Genomic DNA, 19,148 nt, shown 5'->3' on the forward strand with positions numbered 1-19,148 from the left:
GGCCGCGTCGGCGGTCGGCCGGGTCGTCCGAGCCGGCGTGACAGGCGGGAGGACGGGCGCGTCCGCGCGCGGTCGAAAGCGTTACCCCCGGCGGTTTCGAAGCCGCGCGCATGGCCGACGACGAATCCGAGGAGGAAGCGGAGGAGGAGCCCGCCGTCGAACTCGGCGAGGGACCCGCCGTCGAGGGCGCCCCGCTCGCCCGCGTGGCCTCGCGGCTGACGTGGCCACAGGAGAAGTCACGCGTGCTCGCCAAGGAGGGCGACGCGACGATCCGGACGCCGGAGGGTCCCCGCCACCTCGACGCGGTGCTCGACGAGGTGGACGAGACGTACTTCGACACCCGCCAGTCGTTCACGGAGGCCGTCGAGGGCGTCGTCGGGACCGGCCCGGTGAAGACCGCGGAGTGAGCCGGGGCGGCCGACCCGGGCGCGCGTCCCGCCCCGCGGACGTACTCTTTTGTCTCGCTGTCCCGAACCCCGAGTCGTGACGCTCCCCATCGACCCCGACGCGGTCGCCGCGGGCGACTACGGAGAGAAGCGCGCGACGCTCGAACTCGACCACGAGGAGGCGGTCGAACACGTCCGCGAGACGTTCCTCGACCACGGGTTCGGCGTCCCCGTCGAGTTCTCCCCCTCCGAACTGCTCAACGAGAAGGTGGACGCCGACCGCGACCCCTACTACGTGCTCGGCGCGTGCAACCCGGAGATGGCCGACCGCGCGCTCGACGCCACCGACGGCCGGATCGGCGCGCTGTTCGCGTGTAACGTCGTCGTCTGGGAGGAGGAGCCGGGCGTCCAGACGGTGTACCACGTCAGCATCATGCGGATCGCGCGACTGCTCGGACTCGATACGGACGCCGAAGCGATGGACGGGATCGTCGCCGAGACCGGCGAGATGGTCGACGCCGCGTACGCCGACCTGTAGTTCGACCCGCCCCTGCCCCTACCGCCGGTCGGGGCGGTCGTCCGCGCCGTCGACTCCCCCCGCCCCGAGGTCGGAGTCGGCGCCGGTGTCCGCCGAGCGCTCCTCGCGGAGCTCTTCGAGTTCCGCGCGCGTCTCGGCGAGTTGGCGTTCGAGTTCGTCGACCCGGTCGGGGTCGGCCGCCGCCGACCGGCCGTCCGTGCGCTCCTCGCGGTCGCGCGAGAGCGAGAAGCCGAGCGCGCCGCCCACCACGAGGACGGCGACGGCGGGTAGCCCGAGGAGCAGGACGACGACCACCAGGATGATCAGCAGTTCCGGACCGCCGGGGACGGCGCCGAAGAGGAGCGGGGAGGACACACCCGACGCGAGTCGGCGGGGAGGTATAGCTCTTTAGCTCCCCGCCCGTTCGGGGTCGGCCCGCCGCGCCGTATCCCGTCTCAGGGTCGCCCCGTCGCGAAGTCCGAGAGGCTCGACTGGAGGCCCGCGACCATCGTCGACTTCGACCGGAGGCGGCCGAGCGAGACGGGGAGGTGGTCGGCCACCTCGCGGACGGCGGCGCCGAGCGTCTCCGCCTCGCCGTGTTCGCCCTCGAACGCGTTGCGGACCGCCTCCCGCACCTGCCAGACGCCCACCGGTCCCCAGTAGTCGTCCGAGACGTGCCGGAGGACGAGCACCTTCGCCTGCCGGCCCCGCTCGGAGAGGTGTTCCAAGGCGCCGAACCGCGCGGCGTAGTACGCTCCCGCGGTCTCATCGACGTAGCCCGTCCGGCCCTCGCGGTTCTCGTGGGCGCTCGACATCGCCACCCCCACCTCGGGGTCGGGGTTCCAGATGCTGCCGGGCGCCTTCATCTCGACGAGTTCGTACTCCCAGTCGCCCGGCGCGAGCACGACCCAGAACGCGTTGCCGAGATACTCGTTGCGCCACACCTCCACCGAGTCCACGCTGGGGGCGTCGCGCACGGTCCCGCGGAGGAACTTCCCGACGGTGTCGTCGACGGCGGTGATCGACCACCGCGTCGGCACCAGCCGGCGGTTCTCGCCGCGTCCGAGCGCGCCCGCCGACAGCACCGAGTTGATGTCGTACACGTCGAACCCGCGGCGGTAGAGGTACGTCATCGCGCCCTGTGCGTTCCAGTCGTCGTCCTCCAGCGTCTTCTTGATCGGTCGCGGAACGTGAGGGTTCTCGGCGAGTTCGGCCGACCGGGCGCGCGCCCGCGGACCCGTGGGCGTGGCGACGTCGTCGTCGGTCACGTCGAAGTCGAGGGTCGGCCCGTCGTCGAGTCCGATCTCCACGTCGACCGGGCGGTCGGCGATGGCGACTTCGCGCTGGGTACCGAGGAAGCCGTCCCACGCGTCGGCCACCTCGGTCACCTCCGCCGGGCGGTTGGAGTTCAGCAGCGAGGTTCGGCGGTCGAACACGTCGGAGATTGACACCCGCTCGTCGTACCACGCGGCGCTGGTCTCGAAGCGGTCGGCGTCGCCCTCCCGGCCGACGGGCGAGAGGATGCCCGTCGACACGTCCGGGTAGTTCGACGTGCCGACGAAGATGGAGGGGGAGACCGACCCGAACAGCGCGTCGCCGCTGGTGGCCTCCTCGAAGCGGTGCTGGAACGACTCGAGGTGGTCGACGAGTTCGTAGGACTTCTCGCTGGCGAGACGGCGGCGCTCGGCCCGCTCGTTCTCCTCGAACTCCACGTAGTCGTCCAGCTTCATCGGGCGTCTCTAGCGGCTACGGACCCATGAACGTTCCCCGCGCGGTCGCAGGCGCGCGCGAATCGGCGGTCCGACAGCGGGCCACTCCGCGACGACGCTCGCGACGCCGATCGGGAACCGGAGGACGCCGAGGAGTACGCGCCGTGAGCGGCCCACGCGCCGAATCGGCCGCCGGGAGCGGTCAGCCTCTCGCGGTCCGACCCGTCGCCGGGCGGGACGGGTCGCGCCGACGCGCGCGTTCCCGCCCGCCGTCGCTGGGGACGCGAGACGCTCGGGTGGCCGGACGGACGAACGCGAGCGGGACGTACTGGAGGGCGAAAACGGGCTGTCGGCGTCGCGGGGCGCGGGGACCGGGGTACGGCCCGAGGAGACGCCTACCCGTGGATACCCATCGCCTCGATCTGCTCCTGGTAGCGGTTGCGGATGGTGACCTCGGTCACCTGCGCGACGTCGGCGACCTCGCGTTGGGTCTTCTTCTCGTTACACAGCAACGATGCCGCGTAGATGGCCGCCGCGGCGAACCCCGTCGGCGACTTCCCCGACAACAGCCCCTGCTCGGCGGTGGTCTCGATGATCTCCGCGGCCTTCGACTGGACCTCCTCGCCGAGACCGAGTTCGGAACTGAACCGGGGGACGTACTTCTTCGGGTCGACCGGCTTCATCTCCAAGCCGAGTTCCTGGGAGACGTAGCGGTAGGTCCGGCCGATCTCCTTGCGCTCGACGCGCGACACTTCGGCGATCTCTTCGAGCGAGCGGGGGATCCCCTCCTTCCGACAGGCGGCGTACAGCGTGGAGGTGGCGACGCCCTCGATGGAGCGGCCGCGGATGAGGTCCTCGTCGAGCGCGCGTCGATAGATCACGGAGGCGACCTCGCGTACGGAGCGGGGGACGCCGAGGGCGCTCGCCATGCGGTCGATCTCCGAGAGCGCGAACTGGAGGTTGCGCTCGCCGGCGTCCTTGGTGCGGATGCGTTCCTGCCACTTCCGCAGGCGGTGCATCTGCGAGCGCTTCTCCGAGGAGAGGGAACGCCCGTAGGCGTCTTTGTCCTTCCAGTCGATGGTGGTGGTCAGCCCCTTGTCGTGCATCGTCTCCGTCACCGGAGCGCCGACGCGGGACTTCGACTGGCGCTCGGAGTGGTTGAACGCCCGCCACTCCGGCCCCCGGTCGACGTTGTCCTCCTCGAGGATCAGCCCGGTTGGTTCGTGAATGAGTTCCCCGTCCGCGGTCCGCCGGAGCTCCTCCTCGTCTATCTCCTCGGGGTCGAGGTCCTCGGCCGACTCCGACTGCTCCCCCTCTCGTCGCGTGCGTCCGTCCCGCTGGCGGGTGGGCCGTGTCATCGCAGGGCTCATGTCTGTGTGTAGATGCTTTAAAGTTTGCCCGGTCCCCACCTGAACGGAACCCTTTCGCCCCCCCGCTGCCGACGGGCGTGCATGCCGGTCATCGACTGCGACCCGGCGGCCGCCCGCGAACGGTTGGAGGCCGCGGGGGTCGCCGTGGGCGACGGAAACACCGACCACGAGCGGTGGCGCGCGGAGTCCGACGGCGCCGTCGCCGTCGCGTACGACGACAAGGTCGTGATACAGGGCGGCGACCCGACGCGGCTGACGGGGCTGATACGGGAGGGCGGGGGCCGCGGGCACGTCTACTTCGACGGTGCCTCGCGCGGCAACCCCGGTCCCGCGGCCGTCGGGTGGGCCATCGTCACCAGCGACGGCGTCGTCGCCGACGGCAACGAGACGCTCGGCCGCACCACGAACAACCAAGCGGAGTACGAGGCGCTCGTCCGCGCGCTCGAAGCCGCCCGCGACTACGGCCTCTCGGAGGCGGACGTGCGCGGCGACTCCCAACTGGTCGTCAAGCAGGTCCGCGGCGAGTGGAACGTCAACGAGCCGCGACTCCGCGAGCGCCGGGTTCGCGCGAGGGAACTCCTGGAGGGGTTCGACCGCTGGAGCCTCGAACACGTCCCGAGGGAGATAAACGACCGCGCCGACGAACTGGCGAACGAGGCACTCGATGACGCCTGACGACACCGACGTCGATATCGACACCGACGGAGCGCGACCGGACGACCACCCCGCGGCCGGCGCGGACGCCGGTACGGCGGGAGAATCGGACTCGGACTCGGAGTCGGAGCCGGAGCCGGAACTGCCCGAGGCGGTCGTCGAGGCGGCCGAACGGCTCACGCGGCTGGCGCGGCGGGCCGTCGACGACGGCGAGGCCGCCGCCTACCGCGCCGACCGCGACGAGCGACTCGCCGACCACGGGTTCGTCGCGCGCGTCCGCGAGGCGGACGACACGCTGGTCCTCCACCCCGAGGAGTGGGTCGAAGGGGGGACCGCCCGGGTCGACCGCATCGACGACACCGCGCGAGCGGTCGAGCGGCCGCTGTCGGGGGCGGGCGACCCCGACGACTGGACCGAGGTCGAACGACACAACGCGGCGCTCGTCGAACGGGTCGCGGAGGAACACGGCGAACCCCACACGGCGAACGCGCGCGCGTTCGCGGAGTTCATGAGCAACCACTACGCGCGCCCGGTCGAGGAGGCGAGAGCCGACGAGCTGTCGGAGTTCCTGACGGAGTACTACCCACGGAACGCGTGGCCCTCCGAAGAACAGCGCGAGGCGGTCGACGCCTCGCTCCGACACCTCTTCGCGGCCGCCGACACCCCGTTTCCCAGTTGAGCGCGGCGGCGTTGTCGACCCGGTCCTCTCGCCCCGTCGCCGACTTACGCGTCGAGACGCTCGCGGACGTCGCTCGCGCGCTCGTCGTCGGTGACGTACTTCGAGAGCATCCAGTCGATGCGGTCGAGGACCGTCCGGCGGCCCTCCTCGGTCAGCGCGTACTGGTTGGTCCGCTTGTCCAGTTCGCTCTTCTCGACCAGTCCCATCTCGACCAGGTCGTCGAGGTTGGGGTAGAGCCGACCGTGGTTGACCTCGGCGTCGTAGTAGCTCTCCAGTTCGCGTTTGATCGCCAGCCCGTACATCGCCTCCTCCGAGAGGATGACGAGGATGTTCTGCTGGAACGCCGTCAGGTCGCGAGCCGCCCCCGCGCCGTCCGTTTTACTTTGTGCCTCTGACATGGTATGTATAGACGAATGTCATCCGTCTATTTAACCCTTGTTAACGGACCGCTCACGTTTCGTAGATAAAAGGTGTCGAACGAGCTATCGGAGCCGCGTTTCCGCCGGAACGGGACGTTCGCCGAGGCCCGGCCGCGTCGACGGGCGGTCGTCTACCCTCGGATAGCGTACGGTCTGCCCGATCATAAACCCACCGTCGGACGATGCCGAAAGGACTTTGCCCGGATTCGGGCAACTCACGGACGCATGACGAATCTCTGGGAAGACTTGGAGACCGGGCCGGACGCTCCCGACGAGATTTACGCGGTCGTGGAGTGTCTGAAGGGCGAGCGGAACAAGTACGAGTACGACAAGGACATCCCCGGCGTCGTCCTCGACCGGGTGCTCCACTCGAACGTCCACTACCCCTCCGACTACGGGTTCATGCCGCGGACCTACTACGACGACGGCGACCCGTTCGACGTGCTCGTTCTGGTGAAAGACCAGACGTTCCCGGGCTGTATCGTCGAGGCCCGCCCCGTCGCCATGATGAAGATGGACGACGACGGCGAACAGGACGACAAGGTGGTCGCGGTGCCCGTCGAGGACCCACGGTACGACCACGTCCACGACGTCGGCGACCTCACCGACCAGACCAAAGCGGAGATCGAGGAGTTCTTCGAGACGTACAAGAACCTCGAGGAGGGCAAGGAGGTCGCCACCGAGGGCTGGGAGGACGCCCAGTCCGCCAAGGACGCGATCGAACACGCCCAACAGCTGTACGACGAGGAGTTCGCGTAGTCGCCCCAGCCCTCACGCGGGTCCCGGACATTATCGCCGAGTATACTCCACCCTTCACGGGATGAATTATGCGCATGGGTAATTTTTAGTCGGTGGGACGACGAGTACGGGACGAGTATGGCAGCCAAAGGATCCTCGCTCGGCGTACGTCACCTGACGGTCGTGCCGACCAACTTCGACCCCGCCGCGGAGACCGACGCCGACGCCGAGACCGGCGCCGACGACGCCGCGGGCGACGCCCGGGCGTGAGACCGGCGGAACCGACACGACAGCCCCCGTGCCCGCGGGGCGAAGCCATATAACCGGCCCGCGGTAAGGGCGTGTAATGGCGAAGTGCGCGGAGTGCGGTGAGTACGAGAACATGCCGTACCAGTGCCGCCGGTGCGGCCAGACGTTCTGCGCCGAACACCGCCTCCCGGAGAACCACGACTGTCCGGGGCTCGGCGACTGGAACGACCCGGGCGGCGTGTTCGACTCCGGGTTCGACGACTCCGTCGAGGGGTCGGGGTCGGACGGCGGGGCGGCCTCGCGCGTGAAGTCGCGCATCCAGCGGGAGACGTCGACCGGCGGCGCCATCGGCTTCTTCCGCGGGAACATGACGTACGTCTTCCTCGGCGCGATGTGGGTGACGTTCCTGTTTCAGACGCTGGTGTTCCCGTTCCTCCTCGGGATCGGAACCCGCGACCCGTTGTGGAGCGCGGCGTTCGTCCTCTCGAGCGAGCACCCGCTGTACGTCTGGACGTGGCTCACCTCGGTGTTCTCACACGGCGGGTTCACACACATCCTGTTCAACAGCGTCGCGCTGTACTTCTTCGGCCCGGTCGTCGAGCGTCGCCTCGGGTTCAAGCGCTTCACCGCGCTGTTTCTCGTCGCGGGCGTGCTCGCGGGACTGGCGCAGGTCGGCGCCGGCGCGGTCCTCGCGCCCGGAACCACGACGGGCGTCCTCGGCGCGTCGGGCGCGATCATGGCCATCATGGGGCTGTTGACGGTGCTCCGCCCCAACCTCAAGGTGTACCTCTACTTCGTGATCCCGATGCCGCTGTGGGTGCTCACGCTCGGGTTCGCGGCCTTCTCGGTGCTGTGGGGTTTCTCGGTCGCGCCGGGCGGCGGCAACGCCGCCAACTGGGCGCACCTCGCGGGGTTGGGCATCGGCATGGCGTACGGTGTGGTCGTGAGCGGCGAGCGGAACGCGCCCGAGTCGCTCCGGTTCGGCGGGGGCGGCGGGGGCGGCGGGATGGGACCCGGCCGCGGCCGGTTCTAGATGCCCGAACCCGCCCACCCGGCGTTCGTCCCCGACCCCGAACTCGACCGCGGAGAGATGGAGGCGCTCCAGCGCCGGATCGCGGCCGACGCCGTCTTCGACGACGACCTGCCGTTCGACCCCGCGGCGGTGACGCTCGCCGACGACCCGCCCGCGGACGCCCCCCTGGTCGCGGGCGTCGACCAGGCGTTCCTCGACGACCGCGCGGTGTCGGCGGTGGTCGTCACTCGCGGCGACCGGGTGGTCGAGCGGACGTACGCCGTCTCGCCGCTGTCGATCCCCTACGTTCCCGGCCTGCTCTCCTTCCGCGAGGGCGGGCCGATCCTCGACGCGCTGGCGGCGCTGGAGTCGGATCCGGACCTGTACGTCTTCGACGGCAGCGGACGGATCCACTACCGGCAGGCGGGGCTGGCGACCCACATGGGCGCGACGCTCGACGCGCCCGCCGTCGGGGTGGCCAAGAGCCTGCTCTGTGGCACCCCTCGCGAGGACGTGGACGGCCGGCCGGCGGGCTGGCGCACCCCCGTTGAAGCCGACGGCCGGGTCGAGCCCCGACCGGGCACCGCCGAGGAGCGAAACGGCGTCGCGGGGACCGTCATCGGCCACGCCTACCAGTCGCGGCAGTACGACTCGCGACCGGTGATCAACCCGCTGTACGTCAGTCCCGGCCACCGGGTGAGCGCGGCGACGACCGTGAGGCTGGTCGGCGCGCTCTGCGGGGGGTACAAGCTCCCGGAGCCGACCCGCCGGGCGGACGCGTACGCCGACGAGGCGAAGGCCGCGGTCCGCGGGACCGAGACCGAACACGACAGCGGGGCCGGCGAGGGAGCCGACGGCGACGACTGACGCCGGGTCGGCGTCGCGTGACGCGGGAGTTAACACCGATGCGCTTGAGGGGCGACCATGGAACGGACTGTCCTCATCACCGGTTGTTCGTCGGGGATCGGCCGCGCGACGGCGAAGGCGTTCCTCGACGAGGAGTGGACGGTGTACGCGACGGCGCGCAACCCGGCGGACGTCGAGACGCTCGGCGACCGCGACGGCTGTCGGATCGCGACGCTCGACGTGACCGACGACGGCGACGTCGAGCGGGTCGTCGACCGGATCCTCGACGAGGAGGGGCGGATCGACTGTCTGGTCAACAACGCGGGCTACAGCCAGCGGGGTCCCATCGAGGACGTACCCACGGAGGCGGTCCGCGACCAGTTCGAGACCAACGTGTACGGTCCCCACCGACTCACCCGGGCGGTGCTGCCCGCGATGCGCCGGCGCGAGAACGGCGCCATCGTCAACGTCTCCAGCGCCGTCGGCCGCCTCGCCGTGCCCGGCGAGGGGGTGTACTCGGGGTCGAAACACGCGCTCGAAGCCATGACCGACGCGCTGCGCAACGAGGTTCGCGAGTACGGCATCACGGTGTCGCTGGTCGAACCCGGCCCGGTCGACACCCCGTTCGCCGAGCGCGCGGACGACGAGATGGACGAACTCGACCGCTCGGGCGCGTACGACGCGTTCTACGACATGTACGACGACTACGACTCGATCGGTGCGGGCGCACCCGGTTCGGTGACGCCCGAGCGCGTCGCGAGCGACGTCGTCAACGCCGCGAGCGCGACCAAACCCGCCGCCCGCTACCCGGTCGGTCCGGTGGCGAGGGCGGCGGAACTCGTCCGGCACCTCCCCGCCTCCCTCTCCGACAAGGTGTGGGGGCTGGTGCGGACGTTCACCTGATCCGGCCGTGAGCGACGACAGCGGGACGGACGGGGCGTCCGACGCGGACGCGGCGGAGTCGGGGGCGGAGCGCGCGGACGGGGACGCGAGCGTCGACGAGCGGGTCGAGTCGATGTACCGCGACCTGGCGGCGACGGCGGAACGCCCGGTGAACCGCGAGTCGAGCGCGTACCTCGGCGAGGCGGAAGCGGTGGCGCGGGACCTCCACGAGCGGGCGGCGTCCCGCGAGGTGGTACGCGAGCGCGCGGGCCACGTCGTGCGCCTGCTCGACTCAATCGAGGGAACCGGCGACGACGCGGCGGACGGCCGCGTCGCGTCCGCGCGGGCGACCGCGGCCGAGTTGGCGGGAGCGGAGGCGACGAGCCGCGAAGACGACTCCTGAGGCTTCTTCCGCTCTTAGGCGAGACAGGCGGCGACGACCCGCAGGGCGCGTTCGCCCCGCACGTCGTCCGCGAGCAGCGGGACGCGTTTCACCGCGCGCCCGCGGAACAGGTCGGTCGCCCGCGAGAGCGCGTCCTGTTGGACCTCCCACCGCCGCCGGCAGAACTCGCAGTCGTCGAGGTTCGGGCGGACGACCCACTCGTCGTCGATGTCCGACCCCGCGACCTCAGCGGGGTCCTCCATCACCCGGTTGACCACCAGCGTCGAGACGGGGATGGAGAACTCGTCGAGGCGTTCGACCAGCCGTTCGGACTCGACGACGCTCATCCCCTCGGGCACCATCACCACGCGGAAGTCGGTCCGCTCGGGGTCCTGTAACGTCGCGCGGAGCCGCTCGATCCGGTCTTTCAGTTCGTCGAGGTCGACGTCCGCCTCGCCGCCGCCGCCCATCCCGACCATCCCCTTCAGGCCGTCCATCATCCCCGAGAAGCGCTGGCGCATCGACATCAGCCGGCCGACCATCGAGTCGAGCATCTCGGGCAACTGGAGCAGCCGCAGGGTGTGTCCCGTGGGTGCCGTGTCGACGACGACCCGGTCGAACCGGGGGTCGTCGAGGTGTTCGAGCAGCTGTCGCATCGCCGCCGCCTCGTCCGCGCCGGGCATCGTCCCGCCGAGCATCCCGGCCATCGGCGAGTCCTCCATCGCCTCGCCCATCCCGCCCAGCCCCCCGAGCGGGTTCTCGCCGGCCGCCCCCGCGCCGGGACCGTCCGCCTCGCCGGGTGTGTCGGCCGCGCCCCCGCCGAACACCCCCTCGCCCATCGCCTCGTCGGGGTCTATCTCGGCGGCGTACAGCGGGACGTCCTCGCGGACCCGCGAGGGGTGGGCGGGCACGTCGACTTCGAGCGTGTCCGACAGCGAGTGGGCGGGGTCGGTCGACACCACCAGCGTCGCGGTCCCCCCGGCGGCGCTCGCGAGCGCGGTCGCCGCCGCACACGTCGTCTTGCCGACGCCGCCCTTCCCGCCGTAGAGGACGTACTCGGGGGCGTCCGCGGCCGCCGCCGGCGTCACGTCGAGGGCGGTCGCCGCCTCGTCGTCCGCGGGGTCGGCGCCGGACGGCGCGCCGTCGTCGGCGTCGTCAGCGTCGTCAGCGTCGTCGATGTCGTCGACCGCCTCGACGTCGATGTCGCTCATAGGTGGGGGTCGGTGTGCGCGCTTGTCTATCCGTTGGTCGCGGTCGCCCTCCGGCGTGAGAGGAAGGCGAGCGGTCGGGACGGCGGGGCGGCTCAGCCGAAGTAGTCGGTCAGCCGCGCGGCCGCCTCCTCCACGCGGGGCGTGACGAGCGCGAACCGGAGCCACTCGGAGCGGGTGGTGCCGAACGTCTCGCCGGGCATGCCCGCGACGCCCGCCTCGTCGACCAGTCGCTCGGCGTTCGCCATCGTTCCGGGGAAGCCGTCGAACCGCGCGAGCACGTAGAACGCGCCGTCGGGGCTGGTGTACTCCGCGCCCGCGGCGTCGAGCGCGTCCGTGAACGTCTCCACGCGCTGGGACAGCAACTCGCGCGCGCCGGCGTAGTAGTCGGCGTCCGTCCCCCGGAGCGCCCGCAACACGGCGTACTGGGCGGGCCGGGAGGTGGCGACGTTGACGAGCATGTGCCGGGTCTTCGCCGACCCCACGAGGTCCTCGGGGAAGACGGCGTACCCCACCCGGAACCCGGTGATCGCCATCGACTTCGAGTAGCCCGTCGTCACGATGGTCCGGTCGGAGTCGAGGGTGAGCGCGGACTCGAAGCCGCCGGTGAAGTCGAAGTGGTCGTACACCTCGTCGGCCAGAAGGGTGGCGTCCACCTCCTCGGCCAGGTCGGCGAGCGCGCGCATCGTCTCCCGGTCGTACACCGTTCCCGTCGGGTTGTTCGGCGTGTTGACCACGATCAGCGCGGTGTCGTCGCTCGCCGCCTCGCGGAACCGCTCGGGGTCGAGCGAGCCGTCGCGTTCGGTCGGCACCAGCGTCGTCTCGGCACCGAGCATCGACGCCTTCCCCGGGTAGTACGGGTAGACGGGGTCGGTGAGCAGCACCTCGTCGCCCGCATCGCGGTCGAGCGCGCCCGCCATCGCGAGGTAGTTGGCCTCGCCCGTCCCGTTGGTGACGACCACCCGCTCGGGGTCGACGTTCCGGCGGTCGGCTATCTCCGCGCGGAGGTCGACCAGCCCCTCGCTCGGGGGGTACTGGAAGTCGGCCGGGTCGGCGTCGGCGTACTCGCGGAGGCCGTCGCGGAGCGCCGCCGGCGGCTCCCAGTCGGGGTTGCCCGACACCATGTCGATCACGTCCCCGTCGGCGTCCGCGGCGTACTGCATCACGTGGTAGAACTGCGGCCGCTCGTACTCCATGTCACGTCTCGTGGGTCGCTGGTACGTGGGTGTTTCGTCCGGGCGCGCGACGGAGCGTGCCGCCCGAGAGTCGGCCTCACAGCCACCGAAACCAGGAGGTGATCTATCCGATACGAACGATCTCGACGCCTCCGAGCGACCGCTCCCCCGTCCCGGACCCACACCCGCGTCATCCCACCCGGACCGCGCCGACGGCGAGCCGGTCGAGAGACGGCGCGAGCGCGTCGAGCGCCCGATGTGTAGCGCGGCCGCCGCGACCGGACAGGTTCTTGCGGGAGGCGGCCGTAGCCCGACCACACCATGCGCGAGTTCGCCGCGGACCCGCCGGTAGAGGAGCGCGTCGGCGACGCGCTCCGGTCGGCGGGCGGAACGGTCGCGGTCGCCGAGTCGTGTACCGGCGGGCTGGTCGGGTCGCTTCTCACCGACGTGCCGGGGTCGAGCGACTACTTCGACCGCTCGGTGGTGACCTACTCGTACGACGCGAAGCTGACGGAACTCGCGGTTCCCCGCGAGACGCTCGATACCGCGGGCGCGGTGTCGGAACCCGTCGCGCGGGCGATGGCGTCGGGCGTCCGCGACACCGCGGGGACGACGTGGGGCGTCGCGACCACCGGCGTCGCGGGACCCGACGGCGGCAGCGACGAGAAACCCGTCGGGACGGTGTACGTCGGCGTCGCCTACCGCGGCGAGTGGGGTAGCGGCGAGAGCCGGACGGACGTGAGTCGCTACGAGTTCGACGGGAGCAGAGTCGAGATCAAAGAGCGGATCGCCCGGCGGGCGCTGTCTGACCTGCGCGAGGCCGTCGCGTCGCGGACGGACCGCGGGTAACCGAACCGAAAGCGTTTGGGCGGCGCGTGGCCGACCGACGGGCGGTGAGCCGACGCGCATGAACAAGCGGGGACACGTACTGAACGCGGTGCTTCTGGCGGTGGGGTTGGGGTACGTCCTCGAACCCAGCGGCGGCGCCGAGACGTTCGTCGAGATAGCCCGGCTGTCGGTACCGGTCGTCCTCGGCGCGCTGTTCCCCGACGTCGACACCGCGTTCGGCAGACACCGCAAGACGCTCCACAACCTCCCGGTGCTCGGCGTGTTCGTCGCCTACCCCGTCTACTTCGGCAACCTCCAGTTCGTCTGGGTCGGCGTCGCTACCCACTACGTCCTCGACGTGGTGGGGAGCAAGCGCGGCATCGCGCTGTTCTACCCGGTGGCGAGCCGCGAGTACGACCTCCCCGTCGGCGTCGCCACGAGCAGCGACTTAGCCGACGTGGTGACCGTCGTGATCACGCTCCTGGAGGTGGCCGTCCTCGCGGCGGTCCACGTCTACGTCGTCGACCTGAGTACGGGCGCGCTCGACCCCGGACTCGCGAGGCTCCTCGGCGGGTAGGACGGACCGGCGGGACCGGCGCTACAACCGTACGCGAGTCGACGGGTCAGTACACCGCGACGCGGTCGAACCGACCGTCGTAGGCGATGTGGCGGGGGTGGGTCGGCTCCATCCCCGAGAGGAACAGGCGGTCGAGTTTGCCGTACGTGTTCTCGACGCCGAGGTAGCCGAACTCGGCGAGCCTGCGGACCCGCGTCGCCGGGTCGCTCCGGACGACCGCGGAGCGCTCCGTGCGCGAACGGAGCGCGTCGACGAGAGCGCTCTCGGTCGGGTCGAGACCGGGGAACTCCGTCCACGCGGCCCCGATGGTCCCGCGGAGGTGCGCGTACGACGAGGCGACCCCCGGGATGTCGAACGCCTCGGCGATCCGGAGCGCCCGGTCGTTCTGTCTGGCGAACAGTTTCGCGTTGCGTGTCTCGACCCCGTGGAGTCTATCGCGGTACGCCCCCACCTCCGCGCGGGTGAGACTCACGTTGAGGTACTCCGGGTGGGGGACGACCACCGCCGCCCCCTGGCGTTCGAACTCCGCGAGCGCTCCCTCGAAGGTGATGAAGTCGGGCACCGGGTCGGAGAGTCCGACCGCGAGCAGGTGTCTACGGTTGCTCCAGTCGCCGGTGAACACCTCCCGCGCCGGCACGACCGTCAGGTCGTCCGTCGAGAACCGCTCGGCGCGTTCGCGGATGTCGGGCAGTCGCGTGAAGTGGGGCGCGTACACCAGCACGTCGATGCCCGACGCGCGCGCCCGGTCGACGACGCGCTCGTCGAGTACCTTCGTGTGCATGTCCACGCGCGTTCGGCCGTCACTCACGATCTGATCGAGTGGTAGGTCGCTGTTAGGGGTTGCGTTTCCGGGAGGTCGGGCGGCCCGGCCGCCCGCCGGCGGTCCGAGCCCCCGGACGGCGGAAACGCTTTTGCGAGCGTCCGCCGTTGCCCCGTCCGTGTCCGGGTGGGCCTGCGGCATCGCCGGCTGTGACGCGACGTTCGACGCCGTCGAGGAGACCGTCGTCCACCAGACGCTCGACCACGACGGCCACGAGTGTCGGGTGTGCGGGGCGGTCGTCCCGGAGGGCTACTTCGCCATCCGTCACGCGCTCGACGAACACACCCGCGCGGAGTTCGTCCGCGCGTACGACGCCGACGCGGACGCGGTCCGCGAGCGCGAACGGGTGCGGGCGGCCGTGGAGGCTGAAGCCGACCTCGACGCGGTGCGCGCACGGGTCGACGCGGACCGCTGACCCGCGGCCGTCGGGGGTCGAACGGCCGCTTTCGCTACCCTCGCGAGCGGAGCGAACGGGGAGCGGGTCGCCCGCTCACCGCTCCTCGGAGTCGAGCACGCGGATCTGGTCGCCACGCACCGTCACGGGGATGGGGACGGTCGCCTCGTACAGTTCGACCGTGACCTGGTCTTTCCCCTCGTCGATCCGCTGGACCTGCGCCTTCTCGCCTTTGAACGGGCCGGCGATGAGTTCGACGATGTCCCCCTCGGCGATCCCCTCCACGTCGGGCGTCGGCGAGAGGAAGTGCTCCACCTCGGTCATCGACGACCGGCCGGCTACGCCGTCGGGGCCCTCGACCAACCCCCGGGCGTGGGGCACTTCGTCGAGTACGCGCCGGATCGCGGCGTCGTCGTCCGCCTCGACCATCACGTAGCTCGTCAACTGGTCGGGCGCGAGCACCGCGTGGATGGTCGGCTCCTCCTTGCTGGCGATCATGTCGGCGACGGTCCGCTCTTGGCTCGCTGTCGTCTTGACCGAGAAGATGGTCACCTCAGATCACCCCCTGGAGCAGCGTCATGACGACGAAGATGACGAATCCGAGGAATCCGACGAGGAAGATGCCGGCACCCGCGATCTTGGCGATCTGCGAGAACTCCCCCCACGCCGGTGTGCTCGCGAGCTTGAGCACCCGCACGTAGCTGTTCAGGTCGTACTTGACGTCCATATTGGCGGAGGTACTGTGCGGGACCTTCTATATCTGTTGCTGTCGGGCCCGACGCCGGCCGTCGCGGGTCGTCGCGCGACGCCGGCGCTCCGGCGCGCGATTCAGGCGTGAGACTCGGGGGCGAACCGTTATCCCGGTCGGTCGGACACGGGTGGCCGTGAAGCTCCGGACCAAGTTCGCGGTGCTCCTGCTGGTGGTGACGGTGGGTCTCAGCCTCGTGGCGTACGGGGGGCTGGAGGCGTACAAACACCAGCAGGTCGAGAGCACGCGCGAGTCGGTCTCGGAGACGGCGGCCATCTCCGCCGAACAGATCGACGAGGAACTGTTCAGCGAGATGGACCGCGTGGGGAGCTACGCGGGGGAGATGCGCCTCGACGACCCGAACGCGACGCGGCGGGCGCTCGACGCGCTCACCTCGCGCCGGGAGTTCCAACACGGCGCGGTCGTCGACGACGCCGGCACGGTGGTGATGGTCGCGGGACCGTACAGCGAGACGGGACGCGAGCGGATGGTCAGCGCGGACGTCTCCGACGGCGCGTGCGTCGGACGGACCCTCCGGACCGGCGACCTGTGTATCTCCCCACCGGAGGCGGCGACCGGGTCGGTGTTCGGCGAGGCCAGCCACTACGTCAGGCTCACCGCCCCGGTGTTCGACGGCGACGGCCGGGTCGACGGCGCGGTCGTTGTGACGTACCCGCTGACCGAGCGGGGCGCGTTCGTGGCGCTCCGCCCGCTCGACACGAGTTCGCTGTCGGTCACCGTCACCGCGGGCGAGCGGACGCTGTACGACGGCGGCGGCACGGGCGACGGCATCGTCGCGACCGCGACCGTCGAGCGCACGGGGTGGGAGGTCCGGGTCGAGCGGAGTCGGGCGGCGCTCAACGCGACGCTCCGACAGCTCGCGCTCACACAGGCCGCGAGTATCCTCCTCTTGGTCCTGATCGCGGTCGGGTTCGCCTACTGGGAGTACACGGTCAACCTCAGACAGACCGGTCGGCTGCTCGACGGGTTCGAGGCGCTGTCGGCCGGCGAGTACGACCGTCGACTCGACCTCGCGGCGGGCGAGGAGTGGGAGCGGATCGGCGACGGGTTCGGGACGCTCGCGGCGGATCTCGCGGCGCGCGAGCGTGCGCTCCAGGCGAGCGAACAGCGGCTGGAGGTGCTCAACCGCGTGCTCAGACACAACCTCCGCAACCGACTGAACGTGGTTCTCAGCGCGTTCGACATGGTCCGCGAGACCGGCGACGCGACGGCCGCCGACTGGGCCGAGCGGGGGGCGGCCGCGGGTCGGCGGCTGGAGGAACTCGCCGAGACGGCCGGGCGGGTCCAAGCCGCACTCGCGGACGACGACGACCCCGAGCCGACCCGTGTCGACGGCGTCGTCCGCGCGGCGGCCGAAGCGGTCGCCGCCGACCACCCGGACGCGACGGTGGCGGTCGACGCCGAATCGGCGGTGGCGATGGCGCGCCCGGCGGTCGGCGAGGCGGTCGAGGAACTCGTCGAGAACGCCTGCGTCCACGCGGGCGACGCGCCGACCGTGACGGTGACGGTTCACGCTGTCGACGCCGCCGACGGGGACCGCGACCGGGTCCGGATCGGGGTGCGCGACGACGGACCGGGCATCCCCGAGTACGAACGCGACGTGATCGAACGCGGGCACGAGACCGACCTCGACCACGGCAGTGGCCTGGGTCTCTGGCTCGCCCACTGGGTCGCCGACCGGTGTGGCGGCGAACTCGCGTTCCCCCGGGCCGCCGACGGCGGGTACGTCGAACTCCGGCTACCCCCGCCGCCGGCGGCGGGCGACGACACAGCCGACGAGGAGTGAGACCACCGCGACGGCCGGGCCGAACCCGGGCGCCGTCGTCGCCGTCGCGCCGTCTGTGCGGGCGTCGGTGCCGGGGTCCGTCCCCGTCGGCGTCCCGGCGGTCACCGCCGTCGTTCCGTTCTCGCTTTCGGTCCGCGACTCCGCCGTGAGCACGCGCACCTCGCCCGCGCGGAGGTCGTTCACCCGGACCGCGTACGTGCCGGCGGCGGCGAACGGCCGCTCGAACGAGACCTGCCGGGTCCCGTCGGCGGCGACGGTCACGGTTCGGTCGTCGACCACCGTGCCGTTCACCAGCAGGTTGGCCGAGAACGTGCCGTCCGCCCCGCCGACGTTCCGGATCCGGACGCGCGTCGTCACCGTGTCGCCGACGGTCACCCGGTCGGCGCTCACGAGCGCGTCCGCGAGTCGAAACTCCGCGCGCTTGGCGCCGATCACGAAGTCCGAGAGGCCGGGCGAGTGCGCCACGAACGCGTACACCGTCCGGTTCCCCTCGTCCACCTCCCCGACCAGTGTCGTGTTCAGTTCGGCCCACTCGCCGTCGTGGAACCGGTAGAGCGCGACGTTCTCGGGCGAGGCGTTCGCCGCCGCGAGTCGGGAGGCGTTCACGGTGAAGTCGAAGTCGACCCCGGAGATGTTGGTGTCCGGCACCGTGTGGTTCACGCGGACGTGCCCGACGGTCGTGGTCGACCCGTCGCGCGCCTCGGGCGAGGCGTCGAACTCCGGCGCGTCGGCCGGCGAGCGGTCGCTGGTCGTGACGTTGAGCGCGTACGACTCGTTCGTCCGCGTGGTCACCGTCAGCGCGTTCACGCCCACGTCGTCGGTCCGCGCGCCCGAGACGTTCACCCGCGCGGGCGTCCCCGCGGTGGCGTTCGACACCGACGCGTTCGCGGACTCGGAGGCGTTTGCCCACGTCGGGGGGCCGCGACCGGGTGTCGACGCGTTCGCGGACCCGGAGGCGTTCGCCCGCGCCGGCGGGCCAGCCGACGCGTTACCGCGGTCCGCGGGCGGCCCTCGTCCCGGCCGGTCGTCGTCCTCGCCCGCCGCGTCGTCCTCGCCGTTCTCGGGCGCGCCGTCCCCCCGGTTCCCGGGATTCGCGGGCGGTCCCCGACCCGGTCGGTCGTCGGCCTTCGCCCCTCCGGCCTCCTCGTCGCCGTCCGCTTCGCCACCGTCCTCTCCGTCGGACGGCGGCCCCCTCTCCGGGTTCGCCCCGTTGCCGGTGTGTTCCGCGTCGGCGGGCGGCCCGCCACCCGGTGAGTCGTCGCTCCCCTCCCCGTCGTCCGCCTCGGTCCCGACCCCGGCGGACGCTCCGCTCGATCCGGCGGCCCCGTCGGATCCGTCAGCCCCGGATGACGCGGCCGTCTCCTCCGCGCTCTTCCCGTTCGTCTCGCCGTCGGGGTTCCCTTCGCCCCCGTCGCCGGACCCCCCTCCCGCTCCGGCCTCCTCGGAGGTTCCGCCGTCGTCCGCGTCCTCGCCGGACTCATCGTCCTCGTCGTCGTCGTCGCCGTCCTCCGAACCGGCGTGACCGGGCGGTCCGGTCCCGTCGGGACCGTTCCCGTTCCCGTGCCCCCCGCCCGACGGGGGCGAGGCGACGCGGTCGTCCCCGGGGATGGTCACCGCCGCGGGGGTCACGCCGGCGGTGACGCCGCTCGCGACCACCACCACGACGAGGGCGAGCGCGACTGCCGACCGGAACGTGGGCATCACTACCTGGTAAGTAGTGCGTAATAGTATATAAGAGAAACGGGAGC

At 71.4% G+C, this 19,148-nt stretch carries 24 protein-coding genes; 14 read left to right on the forward strand and 10 right to left on the reverse strand.

The window, feature by feature from the left end; all coding sequences use genetic code 11:
• The first annotated feature begins 110 nt into the window (after window positions 1-110).
• Window positions 111-407: a DUF5789 family protein gene (locus tag K933_RS01650; protein ID WP_023392933.1), complete on the forward strand. Its 297-nt coding sequence runs from the start codon at window positions 111-113 to the stop codon at window positions 405-407.
• Window positions 408-483: 76 nt separating this feature from the next.
• A complete protein-coding gene (locus K933_RS01655) occupies window positions 484-924 on the forward strand; it encodes a DUF302 domain-containing protein (RefSeq protein WP_023392934.1) in 441 nt (146 codons plus the stop codon).
• Between the two features lie 18 nt (window positions 925-942).
• Here the strand turns inward: K933_RS01655 and K933_RS01660 are convergent, their stop codons facing one another.
• From K933_RS01660 to K933_RS01670, 3 genes are all read right to left on the reverse strand, one after another.
• Entirely contained in the window at window positions 943-1,278 is a 336-nt protein-coding gene (locus K933_RS01660; protein ID WP_023392935.1) for a hypothetical protein, read from the reverse strand.
• A gap of 80 nt (window positions 1,279-1,358) precedes the next feature.
• Window positions 1,359-2,633 (reverse strand): DNA repair protein NreA, encoded by a 1,275-nt coding sequence (gene nreA, locus K933_RS01665; RefSeq protein WP_023392936.1) that lies wholly within the window; start codon window positions 2,631-2,633, stop codon window positions 1,359-1,361.
• Window positions 2,634-3,007: 374 nt separating this feature from the next.
• On the reverse strand, window positions 3,008-3,970 hold the full coding sequence (locus K933_RS01670; RefSeq protein WP_023392937.1) for a transcription initiation factor IIB: 963 nt from the start codon (window positions 3,968-3,970) through the stop codon (window positions 3,008-3,010).
• A 93-nt stretch (window positions 3,971-4,063) separates the two neighbouring features.
• Between K933_RS01670 and rnhA the strand changes: the two genes are divergently transcribed.
• Together rnhA and K933_RS01680 are read left to right on the forward strand one after the other, a co-directional pair.
• Complete coding sequence (gene rnhA / locus K933_RS01675; RefSeq protein ID WP_023392938.1) at window positions 4,064-4,657, forward strand: ribonuclease HI; 594 nt, start codon at window positions 4,064-4,066, stop codon at window positions 4,655-4,657.
• A complete protein-coding gene (locus tag K933_RS01680) occupies window positions 4,647-5,315 on the forward strand; it encodes a DUF7108 family protein (RefSeq protein WP_023392939.1) in 669 nt (222 codons plus the stop codon). The genes rnhA and K933_RS01680 overlap by 11 nt, the downstream gene beginning before the upstream one ends.
• 44 nt (window positions 5,316-5,359) lie before the next feature.
• Here K933_RS01680 and K933_RS01685 read toward each other — a convergent pair whose 3' ends face one another.
• The gene (locus K933_RS01685; RefSeq protein ID WP_023392940.1) at window positions 5,360-5,713 is read right to left on the reverse strand and encodes a PadR family transcriptional regulator; all 354 of its coding nucleotides are present in this window, start codon (window positions 5,711-5,713) and stop codon (window positions 5,360-5,362) included.
• Between the two features lie 246 nt (window positions 5,714-5,959).
• Between K933_RS01685 and K933_RS01690 the strand changes: the two genes are divergently transcribed.
• The 6 genes from K933_RS01690 to K933_RS01710 all read left to right on the forward strand — a co-directional run bounded on the left by K933_RS01690 (window position 5,960) and on the right by K933_RS01710 (window position 9,864).
• Window positions 5,960-6,493: an inorganic diphosphatase gene (locus K933_RS01690; RefSeq protein ID WP_023392941.1), complete on the forward strand. Its 534-nt coding sequence runs from the start codon at window positions 5,960-5,962 to the stop codon at window positions 6,491-6,493.
• 117 nt (window positions 6,494-6,610) lie between these two features.
• Window positions 6,611-6,742, forward strand: a complete 132-nt coding sequence (locus K933_RS19150; RefSeq protein WP_268744613.1) for a hypothetical protein — start codon at window positions 6,611-6,613, stop codon at window positions 6,740-6,742.
• A gap of 76 nt (window positions 6,743-6,818) precedes the next feature.
• Window positions 6,819-7,754 (forward strand): rhomboid family intramembrane serine protease, encoded by a 936-nt coding sequence (locus K933_RS01695; RefSeq protein ID WP_023392942.1) that lies wholly within the window; start codon window positions 6,819-6,821, stop codon window positions 7,752-7,754.
• Window positions 7,755-8,600 carry an endonuclease V gene (locus K933_RS01700; protein ID WP_023392943.1) on the forward strand — a complete coding sequence of 282 codons (846 nt, stop codon included), beginning with the start codon at window positions 7,755-7,757 and terminating at the stop codon, window positions 8,598-8,600.
• Window positions 8,601-8,657: 57 nt separating this feature from the next.
• Window positions 8,658-9,482 carry an SDR family oxidoreductase gene (locus K933_RS01705; RefSeq protein WP_023392944.1) on the forward strand — a complete coding sequence of 275 codons (825 nt, stop codon included), beginning with the start codon at window positions 8,658-8,660 and terminating at the stop codon, window positions 9,480-9,482.
• Window positions 9,483-9,489: 7 nt separating this feature from the next.
• Window positions 9,490-9,864, forward strand: coding sequence for a hypothetical protein (locus K933_RS01710; protein ID WP_023392945.1), 375 nt, complete (start codon window positions 9,490-9,492; stop codon window positions 9,862-9,864).
• A 14-nt stretch (window positions 9,865-9,878) separates the two neighbouring features.
• Here K933_RS01710 and K933_RS01715 read toward each other — a convergent pair whose 3' ends face one another.
• Together K933_RS01715 and K933_RS01720 are read right to left on the reverse strand one after the other, a co-directional pair.
• Window positions 9,879-11,054, reverse strand: coding sequence for an ArsA family ATPase (locus K933_RS01715; protein ID WP_023392946.1), 1,176 nt, complete (start codon window positions 11,052-11,054; stop codon window positions 9,879-9,881).
• A 92-nt stretch (window positions 11,055-11,146) separates the two neighbouring features.
• Window positions 11,147-12,247 carry a pyridoxal phosphate-dependent aminotransferase gene (locus K933_RS01720; RefSeq protein WP_023392947.1) on the reverse strand — a complete coding sequence of 367 codons (1,101 nt, stop codon included), beginning with the start codon at window positions 12,245-12,247 and terminating at the stop codon, window positions 11,147-11,149.
• Window positions 12,248-12,547: 300 nt separating this feature from the next.
• Here K933_RS01720 and K933_RS01725 point away from each other — a divergent pair, with 300 nt between their 5' ends.
• Complete coding sequence (locus tag K933_RS01725; RefSeq protein ID WP_023392948.1) at window positions 12,548-13,075, forward strand: CinA family protein; 528 nt, start codon at window positions 12,548-12,550, stop codon at window positions 13,073-13,075.
• A gap of 58 nt (window positions 13,076-13,133) precedes the next feature.
• Complete coding sequence (locus K933_RS01730) at window positions 13,134-13,631, forward strand: metal-dependent hydrolase (RefSeq protein ID WP_023392949.1); 498 nt, start codon at window positions 13,134-13,136, stop codon at window positions 13,629-13,631.
• A gap of 46 nt (window positions 13,632-13,677) precedes the next feature.
• Here K933_RS01730 and K933_RS01735 read toward each other — a convergent pair whose 3' ends face one another.
• Window positions 13,678-14,412 carry a PHP-associated domain-containing protein gene (locus K933_RS01735; RefSeq protein WP_023392950.1) on the reverse strand — a complete coding sequence of 245 codons (735 nt, stop codon included), beginning with the start codon at window positions 14,410-14,412 and terminating at the stop codon, window positions 13,678-13,680.
• Window positions 14,413-14,569: 157 nt separating this feature from the next.
• Here K933_RS01735 and K933_RS01740 point away from each other — a divergent pair, with 157 nt between their 5' ends.
• Window positions 14,570-14,866, forward strand: a complete 297-nt coding sequence (locus K933_RS01740; RefSeq protein WP_023392951.1) for a DUF7565 family protein — start codon at window positions 14,570-14,572, stop codon at window positions 14,864-14,866.
• A gap of 75 nt (window positions 14,867-14,941) precedes the next feature.
• Here K933_RS01740 and K933_RS01745 read toward each other — a convergent pair whose 3' ends face one another.
• Together K933_RS01745 and K933_RS01750 are read right to left on the reverse strand one after the other, a co-directional pair.
• On the reverse strand, window positions 14,942-15,397 hold the full coding sequence (locus K933_RS01745; protein ID WP_023392952.1) for a transcription elongation factor Spt5: 456 nt from the start codon (window positions 15,395-15,397) through the stop codon (window positions 14,942-14,944).
• 1 nt (window position 15,398) lies between these two features.
• Window positions 15,399-15,572 carry a protein translocase SEC61 complex subunit gamma gene (locus tag K933_RS01750; RefSeq protein WP_023392953.1) on the reverse strand — a complete coding sequence of 58 codons (174 nt, stop codon included), beginning with the start codon at window positions 15,570-15,572 and terminating at the stop codon, window positions 15,399-15,401.
• A 157-nt stretch (window positions 15,573-15,729) separates the two neighbouring features.
• Here K933_RS01750 and K933_RS01755 point away from each other — a divergent pair, with 157 nt between their 5' ends.
• Complete coding sequence (locus tag K933_RS01755; protein WP_049947473.1) at window positions 15,730-17,400, forward strand: sensor histidine kinase; 1,671 nt, start codon at window positions 15,730-15,732, stop codon at window positions 17,398-17,400.
• Here the strand turns inward: K933_RS01755 and K933_RS01760 are convergent.
• Window positions 17,353-19,101, reverse strand: coding sequence for a PGF-pre-PGF domain-containing protein (locus K933_RS01760; RefSeq protein ID WP_023392955.1), 1,749 nt, complete (start codon window positions 19,099-19,101; stop codon window positions 17,353-17,355). The two genes, K933_RS01755 and K933_RS01760, sit on opposite strands and share 48 nt — an antisense overlap.
• Window positions 19,102-19,148 lie beyond the last annotated feature (47 nt).

Source organism: Candidatus Halobonum tyrrellensis G22 (assembly GCF_000495475.1).
In the GTDB taxonomy this organism is placed as follows: domain Archaea; phylum Halobacteriota; class Halobacteria; order Halobacteriales; family Haloferacaceae; genus Halobonum; species Halobonum tyrrellense.

What these genes read in the sequence shown, in the direction of transcription:
- K933_RS01730 (WP_023392949.1), top strand. Translation starts at nt 13,134, where the DNA reads ATGAACAAGCGGGGACACGTACTGAACGCGGTGCTTCTGGCGGTGGGG.
- K933_RS19150 (WP_268744613.1), top strand. Translation starts at nt 6,611, where the DNA reads ATGGCAGCCAAAGGATCCTCGCTCGGCGTACGTCACCTGACGGTCGTG.
- K933_RS01760 (WP_023392955.1), bottom strand. Translation starts at nt 19,101, where the DNA reads ATGCCCACGTTCCGGTCGGCAGTCGCGCTCGCCCTCGTCGTGGTGGTG.
- K933_RS01725 (WP_023392948.1), top strand. Translation starts at nt 12,548, where the DNA reads ATGCGCGAGTTCGCCGCGGACCCGCCGGTAGAGGAGCGCGTCGGCGAC.
- K933_RS01685 (WP_023392940.1), bottom strand. Translation starts at nt 5,713, where the DNA reads ATGTCAGAGGCACAAAGTAAAACGGACGGCGCGGGGGCGGCTCGCGAC.
- rnhA (WP_023392938.1), top strand. Translation starts at nt 4,064, where the DNA reads ATGCCGGTCATCGACTGCGACCCGGCGGCCGCCCGCGAACGGTTGGAG.
- K933_RS01705 (WP_023392944.1), top strand. Translation starts at nt 8,658, where the DNA reads ATGGAACGGACTGTCCTCATCACCGGTTGTTCGTCGGGGATCGGCCGC.
- K933_RS01750 (WP_023392953.1), bottom strand. Translation starts at nt 15,572, where the DNA reads ATGGACGTCAAGTACGACCTGAACAGCTACGTGCGGGTGCTCAAGCTC.
- K933_RS01715 (WP_023392946.1), bottom strand. Translation starts at nt 11,054, where the DNA reads ATGAGCGACATCGACGTCGAGGCGGTCGACGACATCGACGACGCTGAC.
- K933_RS01690 (WP_023392941.1), top strand. Translation starts at nt 5,960, where the DNA reads ATGACGAATCTCTGGGAAGACTTGGAGACCGGGCCGGACGCTCCCGAC.
- K933_RS01735 (WP_023392950.1), bottom strand. Translation starts at nt 14,412, where the DNA reads ATGCACACGAAGGTACTCGACGAGCGCGTCGTCGACCGGGCGCGCGCG.
- K933_RS01670 (WP_023392937.1), bottom strand. Translation starts at nt 3,970, where the DNA reads ATGACACGGCCCACCCGCCAGCGGGACGGACGCACGCGACGAGAGGGG.
- K933_RS01650 (WP_023392933.1), top strand. Translation starts at nt 111, where the DNA reads ATGGCCGACGACGAATCCGAGGAGGAAGCGGAGGAGGAGCCCGCCGTC.
- K933_RS01700 (WP_023392943.1), top strand. Translation starts at nt 7,755, where the DNA reads ATGCCCGAACCCGCCCACCCGGCGTTCGTCCCCGACCCCGAACTCGAC.
- nreA (WP_023392936.1), bottom strand. Translation starts at nt 2,633, where the DNA reads ATGAAGCTGGACGACTACGTGGAGTTCGAGGAGAACGAGCGGGCCGAG.
- K933_RS01695 (WP_023392942.1), top strand. Translation starts at nt 6,819, where the DNA reads ATGGCGAAGTGCGCGGAGTGCGGTGAGTACGAGAACATGCCGTACCAG.
- K933_RS01720 (WP_023392947.1), bottom strand. Translation starts at nt 12,247, where the DNA reads ATGGAGTACGAGCGGCCGCAGTTCTACCACGTGATGCAGTACGCCGCG.
- K933_RS01680 (WP_023392939.1), top strand. Translation starts at nt 4,647, where the DNA reads ATGACGCCTGACGACACCGACGTCGATATCGACACCGACGGAGCGCGA.